Below are 20,827 nucleotides of genomic sequence, written 5' to 3' on the forward strand. Positions count from 1 at the left end.
GGTGGAGGAATTTGACTGACCACACCCGGAGGAATTTGAAGTGACCCGCGGGGGCCTCACCGATGATGAAGCAGTAATAGTCGTTTTCACCCTGAGTGCAGACCAGCGGGCGGAAAAGATTCACCAGCTGTCGAAGCTTTCCGAATTACCGGCCCCAGCGCAGAAGGCTTTCGATGAACTAAGGCCAATACTAAAAGGCATCCAGTACGTCAGAAATAACGTCGTTCACTCTATCGCTGGGGAGTATGAAGGCGACGACTTCGTCTTTCACCTTCGCTCGAAAAAGCGATCTCTGACCAAAGCCCAGGTATTCAGCACTGAAGAACTAACGAATTATGCCGCACACCTCGTCATCGCCTTCCGCTATGGCTTGGGTTTCAAGGATGGCGCCCCACCGACTGAGTATGCGTGTCCCACGCGCCCTGAGATGCCCGAGTTCCTTCGCTCGATTATCCATTTCAAGCCGTAGACCATTAGCAAGCTAACCTGTCTTATTCGTAAGAGGCGCCCGAGAGGCTGGCGAGCGTGGTGTAAAGCGCTGATACGGCGTAGGATTCGGTTGTGAAGCCAACCCCATCACCTCCAACCGCGAACGCCACGCCCGCCATGACCGACGATACGATTCCGCCCTTCTCGTTTCCAGCCATTCACGCCAAGAAAGTCACAGCTGCCTTCGATGGTGGGCGCCTAACCTCGAACGGGGGCGTGATGCTTCTGGCGATGGCCGAGCGGCGTCTCGGCTTGGCCGACAATCTGGCCCGGGTGTTCCCGGATCGGCGCGATCCGACGCGGGTCGTGCACAGCCTTGTCGATATGTTCCGCGCGCGCATGTTCGCGATCTGCTGCGGCTACGAGGACGCCGACGACCTCGATCATCTGCGGTCCGATCCCGCATTCAAGCTGGCCTGCGGACGGCTGCCGGACACGGGCCGCGATCTGTGTTCCCAACCGACGCTGTCGCGGCTGGAGAATGCTCCGCGCCTGCGCGACGTGATCCGACTGACCTACATTTTGGTCGACGCATGGATGGATAGCTACCCGCGCGAGCCGGCATCCGTCACGCTCGACATCGATGATACCTGCGATGTCGTCCACGGCCATCAGCAGCTCTCGCTGTTCAACGCTCATTATGACGAACGCTGCTTCCTGCCGATCCACGTCTACGACACGGAGAAGAGCCGTCCCGTGGCGGTCGTGCTGAGGCCCGGCAAGACGCCGGGCGGCGTCGAGGTGCGTGCCCTTCTGCGCCGCCTGGTACGGCATATCCGGACGCGGTGGCACAACACGCGAATTACGTTCCGTGGCGACGGGCACTATGCCCGGCCGGAGGCCATGGCGTGGTGCGAGACCAACGGCATCGACTACATCTTCGGTCTGTCCGGCACCAAGCCTCTCGCCAGAAAAGTCGACGAGGTCGCCGACGACATCCGCACCCGACGCGCCATCGAGAACCTGCCGGTTCTGCGTGGCTATACCGAGACGCGCCACAAGGCAAAGTCCTGGGATCGCGAACGGCGCACCGTCGCCCGTATTGAGGCGACGATGCTCGGCCTCGACATCCGTTTCGTCGTCACCAGCCTCGATGTCGGCTCGGCCGAGTGGATCTACGACAGCCTGTATTGCGCGCGCGGCCAAGCCGAGAATCTGATCAAGCTGCATAAGACGCAGCTCGCCTCCGACCGCACCAGCTGCCGTTCGGCGCTCGCCAACCAGGTCCGTCTCGTGCTCCATACGGCCGCTTATTGGCTGATGCTGACCGTGCGCGACGCCATTCCCAAAGTCCGGGAATTGGCCGCTGCCGAGTTCGCGACGCTGCGTCTTCGGCTCTTGAAGCTCGCCGCCCGTGTGGTCGAGACCTCGAGCCGCATTCGCCTTGCGTTTGCCGCGGCATGTCCCGAAGCCGACCTGATCCGCTGCTTGCCCGGCGCGCTGCTCCCGCTCGGTCCGTAACCGACCGGGCCTGCGCCCGCTCACCCGCCCCACTCCTCCATCGCCTACAAAACAGCTTGATGTAGAACCCGGTGAGAAAAGGCCGGACGGTCACCCACGCCAGCCGCCAGCCCCCGTCAGACGTCAAGAACGACCGTGCTCTCGTGAATAGATCGGGCTAGCTAATTACCCTGAAGCTGGAAGGCCAGAGGGGGCGAAAGCGCTTCTGAGAGCAGAACAGGATAAGAACATCCGTGCATACCTGCGGCAGTGCCTGCATTAGCCTTTGAGGTGCTCAAATGATCTGTGACGCAAAGTGGCTCGGATCGGTTCGTCGATATATCGCTTAACAAGAAAGCTAAAAGCGATTGCAACTAGAGTCACGGTTGGTACCGCTAGCGCTGCATGGATCTGCGCAACCCAACCTGCCGAAGTTCCGCCGAACAATAGCATGAGTGGAACGTAGTGGGTCATATAAAGCGGATATGAAAGATCTCCGATAAACTCGCTAAAACGGTTGATCGACGGACTCCCGATTGCATTAGCGCCCAGCCAAACAAGGAGCGGATATACGATTGTGACGATCAGGAAATCGTAGGGCTTCCAAAGGAAGGGCCAAAAGAAGGTCGCAAGCATGATAAGCGGAAGGTAATATGCTGCCCCTGGCAACAGCGGTTGCCTGCCAATACGGCAAGCAACAACGCCCGCGATAAATGAAAAACCTACCCGTACAAAGCCAATCCAGAAGGTTCTGCGGTCGAAACCGCCGTTTAGGCTTCCGAAATCGTAGCACGTGTATGCCGTTGCAACCGCGGCGAAGGCGAGCATCGCTAGCAACCATCGAAGCGATAGTTGGCGCAGACAAAGAGCAAACGTTAGGCTCGCCACATACTCGCAAAGCAATGACCAGGCGGGAGCGACAAAAGGAAAAATAGGAAAGCTGGGATCGTGGACAAATAAGTGCGGCAACAGAAGTACGCTGCAGGTGAGGAGAATAAAAAACTCCGTGACACTAAAATTGAATAACGCGGCAGCCATAGGCGCATAGAATCGTCCGATTACAACCACAACGAAGCCCAACAAGGAGCCAATTACGACGAGCGGATGCAGTCGTATCAGACGCCTTTTAATAAGTTCTGTGGGTGACAATTCTACGCGAGAAGGGTCGTAGGCAAATGCCATTACATACCCTGACAAGCAAAAGAAAAAATCTACAGCGAGATAACCGTGAGGAATCCAGTTCTGAGGACCGAACTGAAAGGGTTCATAAAAATGTAAAAAGGCGACACAGATGGCAGCAATTCCCCGCATGCCGTCAAGAATGCTCAGTCGCGCGACCTCTTTGGCAGCCAGCGACCCGGGGTCTTCGGGAAAGGCGTTGGGGGGCGGTAAATTCGGGGGGGCGCAGCTGGATTTGAGCATCGCGTTCGACATGTAGGATTCTGCAATTCTATTAACGCATCTGTCGCATTTCTTTACATATACATGCATATACATGCATATACATGCATATACCGTGTGCCGCTACACGGTCTGAGCACCGTCAACTGCTAGCCCATCCTATTCGTCAGAGGGCGGCTTTTGGGCCCGATTGATGCGGCCGCACATCTTGTCTGGCGAGGCGCACAGGATTGCCTTCGGCTTTTCACCGCCTGACGACCCGTACTTTGCAACGCGCTCGATTACGCATGTTGGTCCTCCGTGAAGAACGCGGACGAGCGCTGATTTAAGCGATCTTTTGAGCCGGGACAGTTTCGGCGAAGGCGCGGATGATGGCACGCAAGAGTTCTGCGAGCCATCGCAGGAGCAGGCCGAAGTTGTAGCCGGCCGCGGCGAGGACGGCGTTGATGCGGTCACCGACTCTGCCTTTGAGATAGTTGCGGTCCATGCGGTGCTCGGCCTTGACGTGACCGATGACGGGTTCGACAGCCGCGCGACGCTTCATCTCGCTCCGGATGGAAGCCGTGACGCGGCGAACCTGACCCGAGATCCAGACCCTGAACCGGTGCGGGTAGTTGTGGCCACGGTACCCTTTGTCGACGTGGATACGACGAGCCTCCACGCCGGTGAGCTTCTCCATGTCGGCGACCACGGGGCCGAGCGTGTGGCCGTCAAAGGGATTGCCGTGCAGCGCCTTGGTATGGAGCACGAACTGTCCACCCTTCGGGGACGTCACGGGGGTGGCGATACTGACCTTGCAGCCGAACTCGTAAGGCGCGCGGGCTTTGCCCTTGCCGATGCACTCGACCTCCGGCGCATGCAACGCATAGACCTTGGGGCGAGCTATGGCGGAATCTGGGTGATGACGGTGTGAGGAAGGCGGCGTATCGAGGCGGGTGACGAGCCTGCCAGAACCTCTCGAGGAGAGCGATACGCCATGACCGAGACTACCAATGTTCTTGCTTTCCGTCAGCCGTCCGCGGTTGATGATCCACTGACCGATATCGTTCGAGCCGGCGCGCGGGACCTGCTTGCCAGGGCGATCGAGATCGAGGTTGGCGCGTTTCTGGCCAGCACGGCCAATCTGACGCTGCCCGACGGTCGAGCGCGCCTGGTCCGACATGGGCACGGTCCGGTGCGCGAGATTGCGACCGGCATCGGTCCGGTGGAGGTCGCTCGTCCCAAGGTCCGCGACCGCGGAGCGAGCGGGCCAGGCGACCGCCTCCGCTTCAGTTCGGCAATCCTGCCGCTATGGGCGCGGCGGACGAAGAGCCTGGATGCCTTGATCCCGGTCCTCTATTTGCGCGGCATCTCGACCGGCGACTTCCAGGAGGCGCTCTCGGCGCTGCTCGGCAAGGATGCGCCGAACCTGTCGCCTTCGGTGATCGCCGGCCTGAAGGCCGATTGGCAGGTCGAGTACGAACGCTGGCAGAGACGCGATCTGTCGGCGCGTCGCTATGTCTACATCTGGGCCGATGGCGTGTACCTGCAGGCCCGCATGGAAGATCACAGCGAATGCATGCTGGTGCTGATTGGCACCACGCCGGAAGGCAAGAAGGAGCTGATCGGCTTCCAGGTCGGCGTGCGCGAGAGCGCGCAGAGCTGGCGCGAACTCCTGATCGACCTGCGGCAACGCGGGTTACGGATTGCCCCGCAACTCGCCATCGGCGACGGCGCCCTCGGCTTCTGGAAGGCACTGGACGAGGCCTTTCCCGGCACGCGGCACCAACGATGCTGGTGCCATAAAGTGAGCAACGTACTCGACAAGGTCGCCAAATCCGTGCAGGGCCCCATGAAGAACGACCTGCGGAACATCTATCTGGCCCCACACCGGGCCGAAGCTGAAACCGCGATCGACGTCTTCGTCGAGAAATACCACGTCAAATACGGACGTGCGGTGGAGTGCCTGATCAAGGATCGCCATGCGCTGCTCGCCTTCTTCGACTTCCCTGCTGAGCACTGGATCCACCTACGCAGCTCGAACCCGATCGAGAGCGTCTTCGCCACGGTGCGCCACCGAACGGTGCGGACCAAGGGATCGCTGTCGCAACAAACTGCGAAGCTGATGGTGTTCAAGCTCATCGACGCCGCATCGAAGACCTGGCGGCGATTGAAGAGCACGAACCAGTTGCCGAAAGTCATCGCCGGTGTAAAGTTCATCGACGGAATCGAAGTCATTCCGAACACTGAAAGCCACGCCGCCTGATCAGGCCGCGTCACCCAAAATCAGCCATAGCTCCCTTGGGGCCGCGCTGATGCTGATCCTGGCTGCGCACCCGCTGCGCCAGATCGAGCAGCGGGCCGAAGCGCGCTTCCAGCGCCGCATCGCCATCAATCTTGCGGCGGATGTCGCGGATGATCCGGCCAAGCCGCGTCCGCAGGAACTTGAGTTGGCGCCGGGCGCGCTTGAACTGGTGAGCGTGGGTATAGCGGCCGACCATGATGGCGGCGCGCTTGGCCAGGCGCAGATAGAGCTGGCCCCGGTTGTTTGGACAGCGCCCCGCTGGATTTAAGTGGATTCCTGCCGGGTTATGCTGAACGCGGGGCTTTACGATTTTGTCGTTGCGTCGGGAGGGCGTAGCCCGACCAGAGCGACGACAAAATCGTCGGCGACGGTCATGCGGCCATCACCATAGCTTGCGTGCCGAAGTAAGCCTCGTCGGGCGTGCGCCCGTCAAGGCTCGAGTGAGGGCGCCCCTGATTGTAGAAGGCCAGATACTTGGCAGTTGTCGCTCGCGCCTCGGACACGCTGTCGTAGGCGCGGAGATAAACTTCTTCGTATTTGACCGTGCGCCAGAGGCGCTCGACAAACACGTTGTCGCGCCAGGCGCCCTTGCCGTCCATGCTGATGGCGATCTTCGCGTCCAGCAGCACATCGGTGAACTCGAGGCTGGTGAACTGGCTGCCCTGGTCCGTGTTGAAAATCTCGGGCCTGCCGTGCTTCGCCAACGCCTCCTGGACCGCTTCGACGCAGAAGGCCGCCTCCATTGTGATCGAGACGCGATGGGCCAGGACCCGTCGGCTGAACACATCGACGACCGCCGCGAGATAGACGAAGCCACGCCGCATCGGAATGTAGGTGATGTCCATTGCCCACGCATGGTCGGGCCGCTCGATCTTCAATCCGCGCAACAGGTACGGGTAGATCTTGTGACCCGGAGCCGGCTTGCTCGTGTTCGGGCGACGATAGACCGCCTCGATCCGCATGCGCTTCATCAGCGTCGCGATGTGGCGGCGACCGGCGTATACGCCCTCCCGCCGCAGCAACGATCGCAGCATACGCGCTCCCGCGAAGGGATAATCGAGATGCAGCTCATCGAGCCGACGCATCAAGGCAAGGTCCTCGGCCGAAACTGGCCGAGGTTCATAGTAGACCGTGCTGCGAGCCAGCTTCAGGACCTTCGCCTGGCGCACGATAGAAAGATCATGACCGCGGTCGATCATCGCTTTGCGCTCAGCAGGCCCGCCTTGGTGAGCGCGCCGGACAAAAAATCGTTTTCCAACGCCAGCTCGCCGATCTTGGCATGTAACGCCTTCAAATCGACCGGCGTCTCGGCCGATGTCTTGTCATGCCCAAACACGCCGGCGGCGCCTTCCAGGAGCTGGTTTTTCCAGATCGTGATCTGGTTCGGATGAACATCAAACAGCTGCGCCAGCTCCGCCAGTGTCTTGTCGCCTTTGACCGCAGCCAAAGCAACCTTCGCCTTGAATGCCGGAGAATGCGTCCGGCGGCTCTTCTTCGTCATCTTCGCTCCTGATTCGCAGCAAGAATCCTCGCCGCTGTCAGGCAGAAAATCCACTCAAGCTACTGTCCGAATTTGCGGGGCCAGCTCTTTGTATGCGTTGACGTAGGCATCGATGTGTTCCTGAAGCTGCTTGAGGCTCGTGAAGGAGGTGCCGCTGAGCGACTGCCCCTGCAAGATGGAAAACCATACTTCGACCTGATTGAGCCATGACGCACTTGTCGGCGTGAAATGAAATTGCACGTTGGGGTGGGCCTTGAGCCAGTCCTCGTTCTTTTTATGGGTGTTGAGGTTGTCGAGGATGACGTGAAGCTTGCGGTTCGGAAAAGCCGCGGTGACGCTGTTCATGAAATCGAGAAACTCGACGCGGCGCCGGCGTTTTGAATGGGTCGCGATGATCTTTCCGGTGGCGACTTCGAGCGCCGCAAACAATGTTGTGGTGCCATGCCGCTTGTAATCGTGGCTTTGGCCGGTCAAGGCGCGGCCATCGGGCAACTTCAGATAACCCTGCGCTCGCTCCAAAGCCTGGATCGAGGGCTTCTCGTCCACGCACAGCACAATGGCCTTCGCCGGCGGCGCGACATAGAGGCCGACAACATCGGCGGCTTTGGCCGTAAAGTTCGGGTCGTTGCTCTCGCACCAGGACTTGCGAGCCACCAGGTCAATCTTGTGGCTGCGCAGGAACCGCCAGACATATTGGACATCGACATCGCCCAGCGCCTCGGCCAGCAGGGGGCCGGTCCAGCGCGCAAACCCTTGCGGTGGCGGCTTATCCAGCAGCTTCAGAATCCGCTTGTCGGTCGTCTTCGTATAGATCGGCTGCTTGCCAGGCCGCGGCTTGTCTTGCAGCCCTTCAAGGCCATGGTCGGCATAGCGATGCCGCCAAAGGCTGACAATCCGCGGCTGGACCCCAACTTCCTTGGCGATCGACCGGGTGCTGCGCCCATCCGCCGCCAACAGAACTATCCGCGCCCGCTTCAAATCGCGCTGCAACGTCACCGGTGAGCGACAGCACGCCTCAAGCACCTTGCGATCTTTCCTCGAAAGGTGGACTTCTCTTGCTTCGGGTATCATCCCGACCTTGAATCACGACTCACGTTCCAAGAAAAGTGGGTACTAGTCTACGTCGGCGAATGGCATTCGCATCCGAAGGGCTATGCGGCTGCGCCTAGCCCGAAGGACCTCCTTCAACTCGCCGAATTGGCCGAACTTCTGGACATGAACGGCGTGCCCGCGCTGATGGGAATCGCAAACGACGACGGCGTACGGATCCATTCCGCCACCAAACCCGACGTCGATCTTCCTGTTTCGCTGATCATCGTCAAGGAGGCTACCGGTGAGCGAGCCTGATATCAGCGCACAACAGCCGCTGAAACTCGGCCTCGCCCTTTCCGGCGGTGGCGTGAGGGCCGCCGCCTTTCATCTCGGTGTGTTGAGGCGCCTGGCCGACGAACACCTCATGGAGTCGGTTACTGCTCTGTCAACCGTCTCGGGCGGCAGCCTCATCACCGCGGCCATCGTGTCCCATGCAGGCATGCGATGGCCGACCTCGGCCGAATTCAAGCAGACCATCTTCCCGGAACTTCGAAGAATCCTATCCACAACCGACCTTTTCAGTTTGAGTGCGGTCGGTTGGCGCGGAGTCTTGGAATTCAATCTGCAACTGCTTCGTCATCGTGCCTCCGTGTTGGCGACACTACTAGAACGACGGTGGGGCGTCCGTGGCAAACTGACCGATCTTCCGGACGAGCCGACATGGCAGATCAACACCACCTGCTTTGAAACGGGCAAGAACTGGCGCTTCTCCAAGCGAGAGATGGGCGACTGGAAATTCGGAAGGCACTACGATCCCGGCGTCCCGTTGTCGTCGGCAGTCGCCGCATCCGCAGCCGTCCCATATGCCATCGGAGCTCTGCGAATGGCGGTGCCGAGCGACGGATGGTGGGATACCGACCCGGCGACCAGAAAGCCGATCCGCAAGAAGGATCCGCCCTTCGATGTAGTGCGCCTTTGGGACGGTGGTGCATACGAAAATCTCGGTCTCGAGTTCTTCCACAAGCCCGGAAAGGGCTTGGCGAGATCAGACTTCCTCATTTGCAGCGATGCTTCCGGCCCCCTCGGTCCGCCGACTCAGTCCAAACTTGCCGCGCTGGCAAGCGGCCGCCTGGCATCGCCTCGACTCTTCGACATCGCGAGTGATCAAATTCGTTCGCTTCGAAGCCGAATGCTGGTTGCGGATCTGACAACCGGGGCCGTGCCTGGCGTGCTGGTCCGCATGGGAAATTCTGTCCGAGAGGTGGGCATAAAAGCCTCGGCGAACCGACCTGTAGGCTTTTACGACGCGGTTCAGCCAGACCAAGAAGCGGGTGCTGCCGCCGGTCATCCAACCGATTTGAAGGCCCTTGGCGAACAGGGTTTCGATCGCCTCACTCGGCATGGATACGAAGCCGCCGACATCACGCTCACGACGTACGCCACCAAACACTTTACCCGTTCGCTTGCTTGGGATCCGACCACATGTTGAAAGGTGTAGTAACGCGCTTTCGCGCCTACCAGCTCGGTTGCCCCGGTTCGTCCTTCTCCTACTTTGCGGGTGGACATTTCACGGTGATCGAGGGTCGATTGACCGACGTGAGCCGGCGGACGCTCATGCACGAAATGAAGATCTGCGGCGTCGAGTACGCAGACTCTCTCGACATAACCAGTTGGGACTCCGACCACTGCAACAAGCACGAACTGCAGGAACTGCTCGATCTCATTCGTCCAGCCGAAATCGAGTGCCCCGGATACAATCCCTACAGCGATCATGGGGAGGGCTGTCTGGAGATCATCGCCGACTATCAGAGCCGTCGAGCGCCCCGCAACCGCATACCCGACATCGAGCACATCACACCGAAGTACATAGAGGCTCTCGATAAGGCCTCGACTGCCGCGTACCGAAACACCTTCTACAATCCCAAGCACATTGACCAAGAGTGCGCGAACAACAATTCCACAGTCAAACACTTCAGGAAGGGTAGCTTCAACGTGCTCAGCCTCGGCGACGTTGAATGCTCCATGATCTCCTCCAGACTGCGACGCGCTCCGATTCTCAGATCCGAGACGGACGTCATGATTCTCGCTCATCATGGCGCTGATAACGGATTTACGACGAAGACCTTCCTTTCACATCTTGAGCCTAGCCTCGCAATTTGCTCGTCGAACTACGACAATCAGTACGATCATCCTCGCGACGAGATAAAGGAGCTCCTCTGGAAGCAAGGCATTGCTCTCATGACGACCAAGACCGGCGATGTTGTCGTCAGATCCATTGGAGACCATACGGGGGAGTTCCTCGCCGTAAACCTCAAATCGGATTCTGAAGAGGTTTCGTCCACCAAGCGCTACGTATCGAAGAAGAGGCGGTGGCTTAACATGAACAATGACACGTTGCGGCAACGCTACTACGGCCGGCGCTCATTTCCCCGTTGATTCCCTGGGGATGTTCGCACCCCGTCCTACGTCGCCGCAATCGCCTTGCGCGCGGCTTCGTAGAATCGCCTCACGCGTTCAAGATCCTTTGCGTGAGATCCTTCCCTGTCGGTCTTCGTCTTTGAATCCACGCCGGCCGGCCGGACCACACCGATTGCCTGCGCGACGTTGTCGGGACCCAGTCCTCCGGCGAGGATTACGGAGGTGCCGACTGCTTCGACGATGCGCCTGCTGATGCTCCAATCGTGCGGCACGCCCAGCGCTCCGATCTGCTTGTCGGATGGACGGTGGCTGTCCAGCAGCAGGTAGTTCGCGATGCCTTCGTAGGTTCGAGCGATGTCGATGCTCTCCTCGCCATAGACCGGCACGCTCCTCATGATCAGGCTATCCGGCAGCGCCGCTTTGACGGTGGCGACCTGATCCGGAGCGAGCAGCTCGGGTGCTGCGCCAAGGTGGATGATGGCCGGCTTGAGCGCCCGCGCCCACTCGATGATGAAGGCCACTCGCGCCGTGAGAAACAGCGCCGAAAATCTCGCAGGCGCCACTATCGCCGCCGCAATTTCCGCCGCCCGGGGGAGCGGCTGTTCGCGTGGAAACCCGCCGTCGCCTACTAGAACCCCGACGTGGTCGATACCGATCTGCGAAACGACGCGCGCCTCATCCGGGCTTGAGATCTCATAGATCTGGGTCAGCATGGAGCAATCCCTCCCGCCGACCGCGCCGCAAATGCCGGATTCTTGCGGTTTGCAGGCTTGAAACGCATCTAAGGTTGCAATTCTTAGGCCCCGGCGGCGCCCAAAAACGTGACACTCTTATGTGTCCTTTGACACTCTTATGAGTCCCACAACATTGTTGCGCGCCGGCCCTACGGATCCAGTTCGGTATCCCAGTAGAGATAGTCCAGCCAGCTGTCGTGCAGGTAATTCGGCGGGAACATGCGGCCGTTGCGGTGGAGCTGGTGCACGGTCGGCGCGAAGGCGCTCTGGCGCGGAAACATCTTGGCCTGCGCCGGGGTGAGATTGCCCTTGCGCAGATTACAGGGCGAGCACGCCGCGACCACGTTCTCCCAGGTGGTCTGGCCGCCCTTGCTGCGCGGGATGATGTGATCGAAGGTGAGATCTTCGGGCGAGCCGCAATATTGGCAGGCGAAACGATCGCGCAGGAAGACGTTGAACCGGGTGAAGGCGGGGTGGGTGGTCGGCTTGACGAAGGATTTGAGCGAGACCACGCTTGGCAGCTGCATTTCCAGCGTGGGACTTCGGACCGCCTGATCGTAATGCGCGACGATGTTGACGCGGTCGAGGAACACCGCCTTGATCGCGTCCTGCCACGACCACAGAGACAGTGGGTAGTAACTCAGCGGCCGGAAGTCCGCATTCAGCACCAACACCGGCCAACTGCCTTGCGAGACATGTGCGTTCAAGTAACGCTCCCGGCCTCCATGTACGCTGCGAAGCAGCATGTATTGACATACTACATGCAGCGTGACGGGATTGTGAAGCCCGTTGAGCGACTTATTCAGGCGCAGGCAATGCGGCGGCGGGGTGGCAAAAGCGCTCAAAAACGCCGCGATTCGGGGCGGGGCCGGCAACTGGCGCGGAACCGCCTTTGGCGGCGCGTCGTGGCTTGCCGCGGCGGCTACTCCCGCACCCGTTCCAGCTTCTGCAAGCACCGGGTCGCGCGCACCACGGCCGGCATCTCCTGGTCCGGGAAGCTTGTCGTCCAGTTGATGACACCGACCTCGCCGACATAGATGTTGCCCTTCGAGTCCAGCGCTATGCCGTGGGGGGCCAGGAATTTGCCGCTGGCCACGCCCGGACCTTCCTCGCCGCCGAGCCGCGCGATGCGATTTCCCTTGGCGTCCACGATCGACAGCCGCGGGCCGAGATTGGGCACATTGCGGTTGATATCGAGGCCGGGGCCCAGCTCGCCGATCACGAAGGTCGGGCTCCTGCCGCCACCGCAGCAGCACAGCGCGCAGGGCCGGTGCAGGTTGTTCCACTGCGTCTCGTATTTGCCTTCGCCATTGAATACCTGCACGCGATGATTCTCGCGGTCGGCGACGTAGACCCAGCCGTCGGAATCGGTGGCAATGTTGTGCACGATGTTGAACTGGCCGGGGTCGGTGCCGGGCTCGCCCCAGCTCTTGATCAGCTTGCCGTCCGGCGTGAACTTGTGCACGCGCGCATTGCCATAGCCGTCGGAGACATAGATCTCGCCTTTCGGCGACAATGCGGTGTGGGTGCAGCGGTGGAACGGCTCGCCGCTCATGAACGGCGCCGGCTTTGCGGGGATCCCGATCGTCAGCAGCACCTTGCCGTCGCTGGTGCATTTGCGCACGGTATGGTCGCCGTCGTCGGTGCAGTAGAGATTGTCGTCGGCATCGATGTGCAGGCCGTGCGCGCGCGAGAACAGGCCCTCGCCCCAACTGCGCAGGAAATTGCCCTCGCGATCCAGCACCACCATCGGATGGGCGCCGCGGTTGAAGACATAGACGCGGTCGAGGCTGTCGACCGCGACCGCGGCGACGTCGGTGAGCTGCCAGCCGTCCGGAAGTTTCGCGAAGTTTTCGACGACGCGGTAGCGGTGCTCGCCGGTGCCGAGAATGGCTGGCATTGGGTTTCTCCTCTTGTCATTCCGGGGCGCGCGTAGCGTGAACCCGGAATCCATCGGGCCGCATATCCCGGGGGTAGATGGATTCCGGGCTCGCGCTACGCGCGCCCCGGAATGACGTGTGTGTTACCTTGTATCCACCTCACGCCCCAAAATCCCTTCCTCGATGGCCTTGATCTGGAGCGCGAGATATTTCGAGTTGATCCGGCACTGGGCGAGGCTGCCGGCGATGAACCACAGGCCGGGCTGCTTCGTGCGCGCATACATGTTGCGCAGCTCGAAGCCTTCGCCAAATCCCCAGACCGGGCCGACGCGATCGGCTACGCCATCGCCGAACAGCTTTCGCACCAGATATTCCTGCGGTTTGTAGCCGGTCGAGAGCACGATCAGGTCGGCCGGAATGGTCGTGCCGTCCTTCATCCGAACGCCCTCGGCGACGAAGCTTTCGATGTCGGAAAACTGCCTGAGCTTGATCGCCCCCTCGGCGATGAGGTTGGAGCAGCCGACGTTGAAATAATAACCGCCGCCGCGGGTGAGGTATTTGAACTGCCAGCCGGTGCCGGCCTCGCCGAAGTCGAGCTTGAAGCCGACGCGGGAGAGGCCGTCGAGCAGCTCCCTGTCGAGCTCCTTCGACTGCTCCGTCAGCATCACATGGGTCTTCTTCGCCAGCGGCGTCGGCATCGAGGTCGCGATCAGATCGTTGTCCTCGAGCGTGCCCTCATTGTAGGTCGCATAGGCCAACTGCGCCGACGGCTCGATATTGGTGACCAGCGTCGGCGAGCGCTGCACCAGGGTCACCTCGGCGCCGCTGGAATAAAGATCCTGCGCGATGTCGTGGCCGCTGTTGCCGGTGCCGATGACGATGGCGCGCTTGCCTGTCCAGTTTTCGCCGTCCTCGTAGCGGCTGGAATGCACCAGCGTACCCCTGAAATTCTCGAGCGTTGGGATGTGAGGAACATTGGCGATGCCGCTGACGCCGGTCGCCATCACCACATGGCGCGGATGCATGGTGCGCTTGCCGCCGTCCGCGCGGCGCAGCGTGACGGTCCATTGGCCTTTCGCCTCGTCGTAAGCGCCGCCCTCGAACTCGGTGCCGGTCCAGAAGTTCAGCTCCATGGCATCGACATAGGCTTCGAACCAGTTGGCGAGCTTGTCCTTGGGGATATAGACCGGCCAGTTCGCCGGGAACGGCATGTAGGGCAGGTGATTGACCTGCACCTGGTTGTGCAGGGTGAGCGCGTGATAGCGCTTGCGCCAATTGTCGCCGATCCGCGCCTCGCGATGACGATCAAGGTATCGACCTTCAACTGCTTAAGCCGTGCCGCGATGGCGAGCCCGGCCTGGCCGCCGCCGACCACCAGCACGGCCGGGTCGCGATCGGCGTAGTCGCGCGACGTGTTGCGCTGGTCGAGCCAGTTCGGCCCGCGGAAATCGCGCGAATAGGCCTGGCCGCGCGGCCGTGACGTGCCGAGCTGTTCCTCGAAGCCTTTGAGCTCGTCGAGCGCGGTCAGCAGCGTCCACGCCTTCAACCGGTCGCCGTCGGTGCTATCAGGCACGAGCCGCAGGATGCCGCTGCCGCGGCCGAGCGCGGTCTCGAAATTGAAGATGGCTTCGATGTTGCTGGTGCCGGCGCGCGTCACCCAGCGCGGTGGCGCACGGTTCGGCGCGATCTCGAAATGGGTCGGTGCAGCCCCGGACGCGAGCGCGGCCAACGCCTGCGCGATTGCGCTGCGGCCAGCCAGCGTTTGCAAGTTCCAGCTCAGCGCCAGCACATCGCGCCAAAAGCTGTCGGGGAGGAAGAGGAGGTCGAGTGCGGCGGCGGGCTCCGGCTTGCCCAGCGCGTCCCTGAATTCATCGAGCCAGGCCTGCGCGGCGACGGAAATATCCTTCGTCCTGTCCAGCATTCGCGACCTCGTGGCCGTCTTCGCGGCGTTTCCTCTGGAGCATGATCCGGAAAAGTGTGTAGCGGTTTTCCGAAGAGATCATGCTCCGATAATAATAGAGGTCGAACGCTATACTGGATCAGCCGATGTCAAAAGCGCTTTACCCGAGCAGCGAGAGCATATGGCCCTGCTCGGGCGGAATGCGCCCCTTCAACGTGTCGAGATAAATGCTCTGCACCGCCTCCGGTCCGCGGCTCTCGATCACACGCAGGCATTTCTCCAGCAGCGGCGCGAAGCCCGACCATGCCGCGCCAAAGCGCTGCTCGATGCCGCCAGGCCCCCAATCCTTTGCCCGCTTGCGAATATGGTCCGGCGCGAAGAACCAGCGCGGTTTTGCGCCGGGCAGGGTGGCGCGATGTGTCAAACCGACGCGCACCGAGCATTTCATCTGGTCGCCAAAATGCCGGTGCAGTTCGGCGCGCAGGGCGCTGCTGCCGGCCATGTCGACGAAGGCGACCGGCGCATTCGATGGCAAGGACGTCACGCGGTCATAGGTGACGACCTCGTCGTAACATCCGAGCGACGTCACGAAGCCGGTATTACCGGCTGAGGTCAGGCCGATCACCTTGCGGCCGCGTGTGTGCAACAGATGCGCAAGGCCGAACGCCGTCTTGCTCGAGGCGCTCGACAGCAGCACGGTCCGCGCGCCAAAATCATCGTTCTCCGCCAGAAAATCGTCGACCAGGAACGACAGCATGAACAGCGGTCGCAATAGCGCCTGGTAGTCGCCCTGCCGTCCTGCATAGGCAGGGTCGTCGGTGACGCGGGAGTAGAGATTGTAGACCGGCGCCACGCCTTGCCGATGCGCGGCTCCGTCGCGCAAGCCGCGCTTGCTGACGTCCGTGGCTTCGATGACGAGATGCGTCGCCATCGGAAAATAGCCGAACAACCGCTCGCCGGCGGCGACGCCGGGATGTTTCGAGGCGATCACCTCGCCAAAACCCCATACCGGAATGTTGCCAAAACCCTGCGGCGCCGGAAAGATCTGCCAGTATTTCAGCTCGTCGCCCATCACGGCATAGGTGATGTTGTTGGCGGTGAGCGCGAAGCGCTCGACCTTCACCAGCAGCGCATCCGCCGGCAGCGCGGCTGCATCCGGAATGGCGGTCTCGATCAGCTTGCACTGCTCGAGATCGTTGCGCGCAACGACGAAGTCGGTCGAGGTCATGGCGAAGGTCCCGGCTTCTTTCGTGCCGGCATCTTCTCTTTCACCTGTGAGGGCTTTGCAACAGCAACATTGTTTAAAACGGCGTTCGCCTCGCCCGCGAGCACGCCCTCGCGTTTCTTCACCGCGCGGTAATAGCTCCACCACAGATGCGCCGCCGCGCCGCGCAGCGGACGCCAGGGTTCGGCGAGCGGCACCATCTGCTTCTCCGTCGGCCGTGCCTGAAGGCCGAGGCCGATCTTGATGCCCTCCTGCACCGCGAGGTCGCCGGCCGGCCAGGCATCGCCATGGCCGAGGCAAAACAGGAGATAGACGTCCGCGGTCCACGGTCCGATGCCGGGCAGCGAGATCAGCGTGTGATGCGCGGCGTCGGCATCTTCCTCGGCGAGCACGTCGAGGTTCAGCCGCTCCGCCGTGATCTCGCGCGCAAGATGTTTCAGCGTCTTGATCTTGGCGGCGGACAGGCCAAGCCGTCCCAGCCGGTCGGTGCGCGCGCGGCCCACCGCCTCATGATCGAACGGATCTAACGCGGCCGACAGCCGTCCCCAGATCGCCGCGGCGCTGGCGGTCGAGAGCTGCTGCCCGCAGACGATATGCGCGAGCCCGGGGAAGCCCGGTTCGCGTCGCCGCAAGGCCGGCATGCCCGCAGCCGCAAGCACGGGCTTGAGCCGAGGATCGCGCTTCACCAGCGCGTGGACGGCCTCTTCGAGATCGGACTGGGTTTCGAGGTGGATGGTCATTGTGGCCTAACTCGTCATGCGCGGGGCTTGCCGTCTCTGCTAAAGCTGCGCTGGCCCAATACCGAAAAGCCCGTTGATGCCTTCGGCGTAGGCGGGACCCGCGCATCCATCTCCTATCGTAACAGAGTCATGGAAGATGGATGGCCGGGTCAAGCCCGGCCATCACGAGATCCTGTCATATGTCGCCACCCGTTTTCCGATTTGCTCCGAGCCCGAACGGCTTCCTGCATCTCGGCCACGCCTATTCGGCGTTGCTCAACTTCGACCGCGCGCGGGAGGCCGGCGGGCGGCTGTTGCTGCGGATCGAGGACATCGATGCGACGCGCTGCCGGCCTGAGTTCGAGGCGGCGATCTACGAGGATCTCGCCTGGCTCGGCATTGCCTGGGAAACACCGGTGCGCCGGCAGTCGGAGCATCTTTCCGATTACCGCGCCGCGCTGGAAAAGCTCTCTGCGCTCGGCCTCGTCTATCCCGCCTTCGAAAGCCGCGCCGAGATCGCAAGACTTGTGGCCGCGCGCGAGGCCGATGGGCCGTGGCCGCGCGATCCCGACGGCGCGCCGCTGTATCCCGGAGACGCCAAGTCGCTGTCCGCCGGCGAGCAGGCGCGGTTGATCGCATCCGGCGCGCCCTATGCGCTCCGGCTCGACATGGCGGCCGCCTGCCGGCGCGTTGCCAGTCTGGCCTGGAATGAACTCGGCGAGGGGCCGGACGGCGAGAGGGGCGTCGTTCCCGCGCGGCCGGAGGCCTGGGGAGACGTGATCCTGGCTCGCAAGGAGACGCCGACCAGCTACCATTTGTCCGTGGTCGTCGACGACGGCCTCCAGGGGATCAGCGAGGTGGTGCGCGGCCAGGACCTGTTTCACGCCACCTCCGTCCACCGCCTGCTGCAAACCCTGCTTGGCCTGCCGGAACCCGCCTACCGCCACCACGCCCTGATTCGGGATGAAGCCGGGCGGAAGCTGTCGAAATCGAGCCGCTCGACCGGCTTGCGGGAGTTACGCGACGCCGGTGCATCGCCCGTCGGCATCCGCGCTCTGGTGGGATTAGGTGAAGTTTCTCTGGGGTTTAGCCAAACACCGCCGTGACTCCAGGGGTTCCGCCGTGCCATGCTCGACTGACGGCCCGGGGGTTCGAAGGGGATACTTCGAAGGGGAATTATGGCGGCGAAAACGCGCCCAGCGCGCACTACGCGGACGTCCAGGCGATTGCCTCGGAAGCGGTCCGGGGCGGCCGGAAAGGTGCGCAAGCGCACCACCAAAGTGGTCGCGCCGGACGTGGTCCAGGCGGCGCTTGCCGCCTTTGCCCATGAGGTCCGCACGCCCCTGACCGGCATTCTCGCGATCAGCGACCTGCTCGCGACCTCGGATCTCGGGGAGCGGGAGCGGCGCTGGGCTGACACCATCAAGGCCGGTGCCGAGCATCTGGCGAGCCTCGCCACCCTGTTCGTGGACGCCGCCCGAACCGGCAAGGGGGCCGGGAAGGGTGGCGGCGCGCTGCGGCAGGATCTGTTCGACCTGCGGGCGCTGGCCCGCAGCGCCGGCGATTCGCTCGCCGGGCGCGCCGCGGCCAAGGGCCTCCAGGCCCAGGTCGAGCTCTCCGAAAAGCTGCCAGGGCTGGTGGTCGGCGATCCCGTCCGCCTGCGCGCTGCACTCGAGAACCTCATCGACAATGCGGTGAAGTTCACCGACCAGGGCGGCGTGGCGCTCGTGGTCGCGCCTTGGCGTCCAACCAAAGGCAAGAAAAACGACAAGATGAAGGGCAGGGTCGGCGTCGCCTTCGCGGTGTCCGACAGCGGCATCGGCCTGACCATGGCCGAGATCAAGCGGCTGTTCCGCCCGTTCACCCAGGCCAATGTCACCATCGCCTCGCGCTTCGGCGGCGCGGGCTTGGGGCTATCCTCGGTGAAGCAGCTGGCGCGCGGGATGGGTGGCGACATCTCGGTCGCACCGCGGCGCGGCGGCGGCGCCACCTTCACATTGACCGTGTCGCTGGACGCGGCGGGACCGGCCAGGTCCCGCAAGGCGAAGGGCGAAGCCGAGGCCGATGCGGCGGCCGCGCTGCGCGTGCTCAGCGTCGAGGACAATCCGTTCGGTCGCGTCGTGCTCAACACCATTTTGACCGAGCTCGGCCACCATGCCGAGTTCATCGGGCGCGGCGAGGATGCGGTGAACCGGCTGGCGCAGGGGGCCTTCGACGCGGTGCTGATGGACATGGTGCTGCCGGGCATCGACGGCGTCGAGGCTATCCGGCGGATCCGCACCATGCCGGCGCCGCTCGCTCAAATACCCATCATCGGCGTCTCCGGGCGCGGCGAGGACGAGGCGGCCTCGCGCGAGGCGGGCGCCGACGCCTTCCTGGTCAAGCCCGTGTCTCCGCGTGCTTTAGCGACTGCGCTGCTTGAAGCGACACGCCGTGAGGTAGCCGCGACTTGATGATCGCGGCGTTGAGCTCGCCGCCGTAGACGAAGATCGCGGCGATGAAATACAGAAACACCAGCGCGATGATCACCGAGGCCAGCCCCGCATACATCGTCACGTAATTGTTGGCGAAGCGCGCCAGATATTGCCCGAACACGATGCCCGAGATCAGCGACGCCACCATGGTGAAGACGATGCCGGGCAGGATCTGGAGGAAGCTGCGCCGCCCCGCCGGCACCCACGCATGCAGGATAATCAGCGCCACCACCAGCGCGCCGATGGTGATGCCGTAGCGCAGCCAGGTGAGGATGCTCTCGTTGGACTCGACGAACAGCGGGATGTGGCGTCGCGTCGCTTCGATGATGAGTGGGCCGAGCACGATCAGGAACGCCATGGCAAGCGCGGTGAAGGCCGCAACCAGCGTATAGCCGATCGATTCCAGCCGCAGCCAATACCAGCGCCGCATCTCCACCACCGCATAGGCGCGGTTGAGCGCGACGCGGAGCGCCTCGACGCCGTTCGAGGCGAAATAGACCGACAGCGCCGCGCCGATGGTCAACACGCCGGTGCGGGTCGTGGTCAGCACGTCGTGGATCTCGCCGGAAAGGCTGTCGGCGACCTGCTTGGGCCAGACCTCGAGCATCAGGCTGGCGGCCTGGTCGGCGAGCTCCTTGGAACCGAAGAAGCCGGCGAGCGAGGTCAGCACGATCAGGAACGGGAACAGCGCCATCAATGTCGACAGCGCGATGTGGCTCGCGATCGCCCAGCCGTCGTCGGCCAGGAACGTGTAGAACGCATCCATCACGACGACGTAGATGTAGCGGATGGCTTTCACGGCTTGCCCCGGCGCATACCATCTCCCCGCTTGCCGGGAGAGGCAAAGAAGACAGGCGACCTATGCAGATCAGAAATCATCCAGCTAGCTTCTGATATTATTGGCTTAAAAGCCAGATCGCCGACCAAGCCAGTCGTCATTCCGGGGCGATGTGACGGGACCGCGCAAAGCACGACCCGGAGCATCGAGCCCGGAATCCATTTCGCCGCGCGTGACGCAGCTTGATGGATTCCGGGCTCGCGCCACCGGGCCGCGTTGCGGACCCGTTGGCGCGCCCCGGAATGACGGGTGGGGGGAGATAGCGGACCGGCGCGCACGGTGTTATCTACCCCCGATGGCATTTATCCTGAGTACTTTCATCCTGCCGGCGGCAGCCGGTGCCGTGGCGTTGGTGCTGCTGCTCGGTCTCGTCAACATGATGCGCGGCGGCTCGCCCAACACCTCGCAGAAGCTGATGCGCTGGCGCGTGCTGCTGCAGTTTGTGGCGATTGTCATTGCCATGATCGCGGTCTGGGCGATGGGGCGTTGAAC

Annotated in this window: 17 protein-coding genes and 5 pseudogenes; 10 read left to right on the plus strand and 12 right to left on the minus strand. The window is 62.3% G+C overall.

All coding sequences use genetic code 11. From position 1 onward, the window contains the following. Positions 1-40 precede the first annotated feature (40 nt). Positions 41-469, plus strand: a complete 429-nt coding sequence (locus tag ACFLEY_RS04660; RefSeq protein ID WP_396604541.1) for a hypothetical protein — start codon at positions 41-43, stop codon at positions 467-469. Positions 470-606: 137 nt separating this feature from the next. Continuing rightward, positions 607-1,950 (plus strand): IS1380-like element ISBdi2 family transposase, encoded by a 1,344-nt coding sequence (locus ACFLEY_RS04665; protein ID WP_060910107.1) that lies wholly within the window; start codon positions 607-609, stop codon positions 1,948-1,950. A 258-nt stretch (positions 1,951-2,208) separates the two neighbouring features. Here ACFLEY_RS04665 and ACFLEY_RS04670 read toward each other — a convergent pair whose 3' ends face one another. Both ACFLEY_RS04670 and ACFLEY_RS04675 read right to left on the minus strand, forming a co-directional pair. Then, positions 2,209-3,363 carry an acyltransferase gene (locus ACFLEY_RS04670; RefSeq protein ID WP_249163601.1) on the minus strand — a complete coding sequence of 385 codons (1,155 nt, stop codon included), beginning with the start codon at positions 3,361-3,363 and terminating at the stop codon, positions 2,209-2,211. 292 nt (positions 3,364-3,655) lie between these two features. Then, a pseudogene (locus ACFLEY_RS04675) lies at positions 3,656-4,204 on the minus strand (IS5/IS1182 family transposase); the annotation flags it as partial. A gap of 102 nt (positions 4,205-4,306) precedes the next feature. On the opposite strand from ACFLEY_RS04675, the gene ACFLEY_RS04680 reads away from it, so the two are divergent. After that, positions 4,307-5,575 carry an IS256 family transposase gene (locus ACFLEY_RS04680; protein WP_038952271.1) on the plus strand — a complete coding sequence of 423 codons (1,269 nt, stop codon included), beginning with the start codon at positions 4,307-4,309 and terminating at the stop codon, positions 5,573-5,575. Positions 5,576-5,609: 34 nt separating this feature from the next. Here ACFLEY_RS04680 and ACFLEY_RS04685 read toward each other — a convergent pair. The 3 genes and pseudogenes from ACFLEY_RS04685 to ACFLEY_RS04695 all read right to left on the minus strand — a co-directional run. Continuing rightward, positions 5,610-5,846, minus strand: a pseudogene (locus ACFLEY_RS04685) (IS5/IS1182 family transposase); the annotation flags it as partial. A 139-nt stretch (positions 5,847-5,985) separates the two neighbouring features. Continuing rightward, positions 5,986-7,115 (minus strand): IS3-like element ISRj2 family transposase gene (locus ACFLEY_RS04690; RefSeq protein ID WP_396604959.1). Its coding sequence is split into 2 segments (ribosomal slippage): positions 5,986-6,863 and positions 6,863-7,115, totalling 1,131 coding nucleotides; the frame shifts between segments, so codons are not numbered across the junction. A gap of 78 nt (positions 7,116-7,193) precedes the next feature. After that, positions 7,194-8,186 (minus strand): annotated as a pseudogene (locus tag ACFLEY_RS04695) (IS630-like element ISRj1 family transposase); the annotation flags it as partial. On the opposite strand from ACFLEY_RS04695, the pseudogene ACFLEY_RS04700 reads away from it, so the two are divergent. From ACFLEY_RS04700 to ACFLEY_RS04715, 4 genes and pseudogenes are all read left to right on the plus strand, one after another. Next, positions 8,160-8,315 (plus strand): annotated as a pseudogene (locus ACFLEY_RS04700) (Mov34/MPN/PAD-1 family protein); the annotation flags it as partial. The pseudogenes ACFLEY_RS04695 and ACFLEY_RS04700 overlap by 27 nt on opposite strands. A gap of 15 nt (positions 8,316-8,330) precedes the next feature. After that, positions 8,331-8,462 carry a hypothetical protein gene (locus ACFLEY_RS04705; RefSeq protein ID WP_304567086.1) on the plus strand — a complete coding sequence of 44 codons (132 nt, stop codon included), beginning with the start codon at positions 8,331-8,333 and terminating at the stop codon, positions 8,460-8,462. After that, positions 8,449-9,636: a patatin-like phospholipase family protein gene (locus tag ACFLEY_RS04710; protein ID WP_309142180.1), complete on the plus strand. Its 1,188-nt coding sequence runs from the start codon at positions 8,449-8,451 to the stop codon at positions 9,634-9,636. The genes ACFLEY_RS04705 and ACFLEY_RS04710 overlap by 14 nt, the downstream gene beginning before the upstream one ends. A gap of 98 nt (positions 9,637-9,734) precedes the next feature. After that, entirely contained in the window at positions 9,735-10,583 is an 849-nt protein-coding gene (locus tag ACFLEY_RS04715) for a hypothetical protein (RefSeq protein WP_211434568.1), read from the plus strand. A 26-nt stretch (positions 10,584-10,609) separates the two neighbouring features. On the opposite strand, the gene ACFLEY_RS04720 is transcribed toward ACFLEY_RS04715, so the two are convergent. The 6 genes and pseudogenes from ACFLEY_RS04720 to ACFLEY_RS04745 form a co-directional block, all read right to left on the minus strand. After that, complete coding sequence (locus ACFLEY_RS04720; protein WP_060910109.1) at positions 10,610-11,278, minus strand: phosphoribosylanthranilate isomerase; 669 nt, start codon at positions 11,276-11,278, stop codon at positions 10,610-10,612. 170 nt (positions 11,279-11,448) lie between these two features. Beyond that, a complete protein-coding gene (locus ACFLEY_RS04725; protein ID WP_028173554.1) occupies positions 11,449-12,006 on the minus strand; it encodes an HNH endonuclease in 558 nt (185 codons plus the stop codon). A gap of 215 nt (positions 12,007-12,221) precedes the next feature. After that, positions 12,222-13,199: a peptidyl-alpha-hydroxyglycine alpha-amidating lyase family protein gene (locus ACFLEY_RS04730; RefSeq protein ID WP_060910110.1), complete on the minus strand. Its 978-nt coding sequence runs from the start codon at positions 13,197-13,199 to the stop codon at positions 12,222-12,224. Positions 13,200-13,322: 123 nt separating this feature from the next. Next, a pseudogene (locus ACFLEY_RS04735) lies at positions 13,323-15,100 on the minus strand (flavin-containing monooxygenase). A gap of 139 nt (positions 15,101-15,239) precedes the next feature. Beyond that, positions 15,240-16,307, minus strand: coding sequence for a DUF2855 family protein (locus tag ACFLEY_RS04740; RefSeq protein ID WP_060910111.1), 1,068 nt, complete (start codon positions 16,305-16,307; stop codon positions 15,240-15,242). After that, entirely contained in the window at positions 16,304-17,044 is a 741-nt protein-coding gene (locus tag ACFLEY_RS04745; RefSeq protein WP_011084189.1) for a DNA-3-methyladenine glycosylase, read from the minus strand. Before ACFLEY_RS04745 ends, ACFLEY_RS04740 begins: the two co-directional genes overlap by 4 nt. Positions 17,045-17,223: 179 nt before the next feature. Between ACFLEY_RS04745 and gluQRS the strand changes: the two genes are divergently transcribed. Further along, the gene (gene gluQRS, locus ACFLEY_RS04750; protein WP_211433835.1) at positions 17,224-18,129 is read left to right on the plus strand and encodes a tRNA glutamyl-Q(34) synthetase GluQRS; all 906 of its coding nucleotides are present in this window, start codon (positions 17,224-17,226) and stop codon (positions 18,127-18,129) included. Between the two features lie 72 nt (positions 18,130-18,201). Continuing rightward, on the plus strand, positions 18,202-19,476 hold the full coding sequence (locus ACFLEY_RS04755; protein ID WP_060910112.1) for an ATP-binding protein: 1,275 nt from the start codon (positions 18,202-18,204) through the stop codon (positions 19,474-19,476). Here the strand turns inward: ACFLEY_RS04755 and ACFLEY_RS04760 are convergent. Beyond that, positions 19,403-20,296 carry a YihY/virulence factor BrkB family protein gene (locus ACFLEY_RS04760; RefSeq protein ID WP_011084192.1) on the minus strand — a complete coding sequence of 298 codons (894 nt, stop codon included), beginning with the start codon at positions 20,294-20,296 and terminating at the stop codon, positions 19,403-19,405. The two genes, ACFLEY_RS04755 and ACFLEY_RS04760, sit on opposite strands and share 74 nt — an antisense overlap. A gap of 334 nt (positions 20,297-20,630) precedes the next feature. Between ACFLEY_RS04760 and ACFLEY_RS04765 the strand changes: the two genes are divergently transcribed. Beyond that, positions 20,631-20,825, plus strand: coding sequence for a twin transmembrane helix small protein (locus tag ACFLEY_RS04765; protein ID WP_028173548.1), 195 nt, complete (start codon positions 20,631-20,633; stop codon positions 20,823-20,825). The last annotated feature ends 2 nt before the right edge of the window (positions 20,826-20,827 follow it).

Source organism: Bradyrhizobium sp. YCK136 (assembly GCF_044570075.1).
In the GTDB taxonomy this organism is placed as follows: Bacteria; Pseudomonadota; Alphaproteobacteria; order Rhizobiales; family Xanthobacteraceae; genus Bradyrhizobium; species Bradyrhizobium diazoefficiens.

Bases quoted from the DNA above. Each gene is read 5' to 3' on its own strand.
- ACFLEY_RS04730 (WP_060910110.1), bottom strand. From the start codon at position 13,199: ATGCCAGCCATTCTCGGCACCGGCGAGCACCGCTACCGCGTCGTCGAA.
- ACFLEY_RS04670 (WP_249163601.1), bottom strand. From the start codon at position 3,363: ATGTCGAACGCGATGCTCAAATCCAGCTGCGCCCCCCCGAATTTACCG.
- ACFLEY_RS04740 (WP_060910111.1), bottom strand. From the start codon at position 16,307: ATGACCTCGACCGACTTCGTCGTTGCGCGCAACGATCTCGAGCAGTGC.
- ACFLEY_RS04665 (WP_060910107.1), top strand. From the start codon at position 607: ATGACCGACGATACGATTCCGCCCTTCTCGTTTCCAGCCATTCACGCC.
- gluQRS (WP_211433835.1), top strand. From the start codon at position 17,224: ATGTCGCCACCCGTTTTCCGATTTGCTCCGAGCCCGAACGGCTTCCTG.
- ACFLEY_RS04680 (WP_038952271.1), top strand. From the start codon at position 4,307: ATGACCGAGACTACCAATGTTCTTGCTTTCCGTCAGCCGTCCGCGGTT.
- ACFLEY_RS04755 (WP_060910112.1), top strand. From the start codon at position 18,202: ATGGCGGCGAAAACGCGCCCAGCGCGCACTACGCGGACGTCCAGGCGA.
- ACFLEY_RS04720 (WP_060910109.1), bottom strand. From the start codon at position 11,278: ATGCTGACCCAGATCTATGAGATCTCAAGCCCGGATGAGGCGCGCGTC.
- ACFLEY_RS04745 (WP_011084189.1), bottom strand. From the start codon at position 17,044: ATGACCATCCACCTCGAAACCCAGTCCGATCTCGAAGAGGCCGTCCAC.
- ACFLEY_RS04705 (WP_304567086.1), top strand. From the start codon at position 8,331: ATGAACGGCGTGCCCGCGCTGATGGGAATCGCAAACGACGACGGCGTA.
- ACFLEY_RS04765 (WP_028173548.1), top strand. From the start codon at position 20,631: ATGGCATTTATCCTGAGTACTTTCATCCTGCCGGCGGCAGCCGGTGCC.